Source organism: Staphylococcus sp. HMSC065D05, assembly GCF_001813195.1.
GTDB classification, from domain to species: Bacteria; Bacillota; Bacilli; order Staphylococcales; family Staphylococcaceae; genus Staphylococcus; species Staphylococcus epidermidis.
Genome location: NZ_KV811767.1, coordinates 18,374 through 21,688 on the forward strand (window position 1 = coordinate 18,374; position 3,315 = coordinate 21,688).

Sequence of the window (3,315 nt, forward strand, 5' to 3'; positions counted from 1 at the left end):
TTTTCAGCTCGTTGAGCTGTTACTTTTCTTATATCAAGTGCCATTAGTACAAATCCTAGTTCTCTTTTGTCTTTATTTATCCCTCGAACGGACATTCGAGTGTAACACAATATAGCCTTCATAAATCCAAAAACAGGCTCCACATCAAATTTTCTTTGACTGTAGATGGTTTTTTGTTTTAGTTCTGAAAACTTTTTATTAATTTTGTCTTTAAAATATTCTCAATTATAATTCTTCATTATTTTTTTATTTGTTTTGAATTAAAGTTCATTCATTGATGTTTCAGAGGACATTCGGAACAATCATCACATTCATATTATTTAAAGTCTCGTTTAAAACCATTTTTATCATGATGATAGGCATATCTGTTAAATCCTAGTCTTTGATTGTCCAAACAAATGAATTCATCGAATTCAGTCTCGGAGTTGTTTCTACAATATCATTTGTGGGGATAAGAACTGAAGTTTCCATTAGTAGAGTATATTGAGTCATATTATAATCTTTGTGCATAAGGCACCTCGTTAATTTAGTTTAGTGATGTTTATTAAATTATACGAAAGTGCCTTATTTTTTAAAGTATTTTGGCGAGACTCTTGAGGGAACAGGACAAGCTGAAGACTACAGGCTGAAGCTGTCCCCTAAGAAAGCGAGCCAACAATACGAAGTATTGTAAATAAAGAAGCCAGTAAATGAATTTATGTAAAACTCATTTACTGGCTATTTAGATAGGAATTATGTCCCAGCCCCCAATCTTAGCGAATCATATCATTAATATTTTTTAATTTCATTTAAAATAATTGAACCATATTAAATATCTAAAGCTTCAAGTCTTTCTCTAATAATTAATCTTAAAATTGGATCAAAGTTAATCGAGGGCGTAATGTGTAATTGACTATGCAATGTCATTTCACCTAAAAGGCGTTTTACTTTATTCACCAATCTACCATCAAATAAAAATAATGGGACAATGACTAACTCGTCATATTGCTCTGAGATTTTATCTAAATCATTTTTAAATGCCAATGTCCCATATAAAGCTCTTGCATAAACAGGATGATGACTATCAAGCGTTTTAACAAATGCTTTTAATTCATCATGTGCTTTCGTAAAACGTCCACTTCCATTTCCATGGGCAATTACTATAGTTGCTTGGGTTGAATCTTCACTGACTTTTTCATCAGCAATTCTATTTTCTACCAATGTTTTCATATATGGATGTGTACCAAGAGGCGCACTCATTTTACTATCAATTTGTGGATATCGAGCTTTCATCTCTTTAAGTATTTGTGGAATATCACTGACATAATGCATTGCACTAAAAATGAGTAAAGGTACAATACGAAATTTTGTAATTCCTTGCTTAATCATCTTCTCCATTATGATTTCAAGATTTTGTGTTTCACTTTCTAAAAAAGCTAACTCATAATAATATTGCTCATCTTTTAATAGAGTTCCGATAAATTCTTCTAAAGCTTCATTCTGATTTCCTTTTCTCATACCATGAGCGACTAGAATATTACCTATCATAATTATCCCACCCTTTTGTATTATCATTATTACGAATAATTAAATCACATTTATGTACCAATGTATATTGTAGTATCTTAAATAAATGTACTATCATAGTTGTGAAAAATTTTATTTTTTAAATTATAAGTTATATAATAAAATTCGTTGAGAGTTTATAAATATAATCATGCCAATTGTATATATATTTACTACATAATTACATTTTTAAATATCTCAAATAATTCATATTTAGAGAGGATTTCATTTATGAAAAAATTGATTACTCTTATTGTCATGATATCTTTTGTTTTAGCGAGCTGTGGGGGTACCTCAAGTACTGACAAAGAAACCCTCAATGTTGAAATACCTTTGAAAACTAAATCAATTGCACCTTACGAAACTGATATCCCAGTTAAAACAGGTGCCTTGGAATCGCTTTTTAAAATGTCGAAAAATGGTAAAGTTAAACCTTTATTAGTCAAAAAATATCATCAAGTATCTGACAATCAACTAGAACTCACATTAAAAGATAATATTAAATTTCAAAACGGTCATCATTTAACAGGCGAAGCTGTAAAACGCAGTCTTGAAGAGGGAATGAAAAAAAGTGATTTGTTAAAAGGATCACTTCCTATCAAATCAATCAACGCTCATGGACAAAAAGTCACAATCAATACTAAAGAACCTTATCCAGAATTAAAGTCTGAACTCGCAAGCCCATTTGCTGCTATATACGACACAAAAGCTAAAAACAAAGTAACTGATCAACCTGTTGGTACGGGTCCTTATCAAATTGACAGTTATAAACGTTCGCAAAAAATCGTATTAAAACAATTCAAAGACTACTGGCAAGGTACGCCAAAATTAAAAAGAATTAATGTCACTTATCATGAAGATGGTAATACTCGTGTTGATCACTTATTAGCAGGCAAATCAGATTTGACTACTGATGTTCCAATTGAACGCGTTGATGATGTAAAAAAATCTAACAAAGCAAAGATTCAAAGTACATCAGGCTTTAGAACGCATTTAATGTTATACAATCATGATAGTAAAAAAGTTAATAAAAAAGTAAGAGAAGCACTAGATATGATTATCAATCGAAAAGACATTGCTAAAAATGTTTCTAAAAATTATGCTGATCCTGCATCAGGTCCTTTCAACCATCGATTAAAATCATTAGAAAAAGAAGAAATTCAATCACAAGACATCAAGCGTGCAAAGGAACTTTTAGCTAAAGAAGGTTATTCCAAATCGCATCCTCTTAAATTAAACATGGTGACATACGATGGCCGACCAGAATTGCCTAAAATTGGACAGGTGATACAATCAGAAGCTAAAAAGGCAAATGTTGATATACAATTACGCAATGTAGATGATATCGAAGGTTATCTCCAAAACAAACAGGCTTGGGATGTTTCAATGTATAGTTATTTAAGTGTGCCACGTGGTGATACAGGTTATTTCTTTAACACTGCATACTTACCTGAAGGTGCATTAAATAAAGGTAATTATAGTAATCCTAAAGTCACTCAGTTAATTAAAAAATTAAATACTACTTTCGGTGACAAACAACGTGCTCAAGTGACTAATGAAATACTAAATGAATCTAAAAAAGATGTTCCTAACAGCTATATCACTTACAACTCTCAAATAGATGGTGTGAATAATAATGTAAGACATTTTAATGTTACACCAGAATCTATCTATTTAATTGATTATAAATTAAGTAAAAAAGAATAATAATTGATACGAGCCTTGGACATAATTCTTAGCAAAATAGCCAGTAAATGAGTTTTCATAAAT

Annotated in this window: 3 protein-coding genes and 1 pseudogene; 1 reads left to right on the plus strand and 3 read right to left on the minus strand. The window is 30.6% G+C overall.

Annotated elements, in window-relative coordinates; all coding sequences use genetic code 11:
- The 3 genes and pseudogenes from HMPREF2897_RS12865 to HMPREF2897_RS09665 all read right to left on the minus strand — a co-directional run.
- Positions 1 to 409: pseudogene (locus HMPREF2897_RS12865) on the minus strand (transposase); the annotation flags it as partial.
- Positions 376 to 510, minus strand: coding sequence for a hypothetical protein (locus HMPREF2897_RS13165; protein ID WP_002490632.1), 135 nt, complete (start codon positions 508 to 510; stop codon positions 376 to 378). The gene HMPREF2897_RS13165 and the pseudogene HMPREF2897_RS12865, both read right to left, overlap by 34 nt.
- Before the next feature lie 297 nt (positions 511 to 807).
- Entirely contained in the window at positions 808 to 1,527 is a 720-nt protein-coding gene (locus HMPREF2897_RS09665; RefSeq protein WP_002490688.1) for a sirohydrochlorin chelatase, read from the minus strand.
- A gap of 249 nt (positions 1,528 to 1,776) precedes the next feature.
- Here HMPREF2897_RS09665 and nikA point away from each other — a divergent pair, with 249 nt between their 5' ends.
- Positions 1,777 to 3,252: a nickel ABC transporter substrate-binding protein gene (gene nikA / locus HMPREF2897_RS09670; RefSeq protein WP_070593075.1), complete on the plus strand. Its 1,476-nt coding sequence runs from the start codon at positions 1,777 to 1,779 to the stop codon at positions 3,250 to 3,252.
- The last annotated feature ends 63 nt before the right edge of the window (positions 3,253 to 3,315 follow it).

Coding starts and splice junctions, on each gene's coding strand:
- HMPREF2897_RS09665 (WP_002490688.1), bottom strand. CDS start 1,527: ATGATAGGTAATATTCTAGTCGCTCATGGTATGAGAAAAGGAAATCAG.
- nikA (WP_070593075.1), top strand. CDS start 1,777: ATGAAAAAATTGATTACTCTTATTGTCATGATATCTTTTGTTTTAGCG.
- HMPREF2897_RS13165 (WP_002490632.1), bottom strand. CDS start 510: ATGCACAAAGATTATAATATGACTCAATATACTCTACTAATGGAAACT.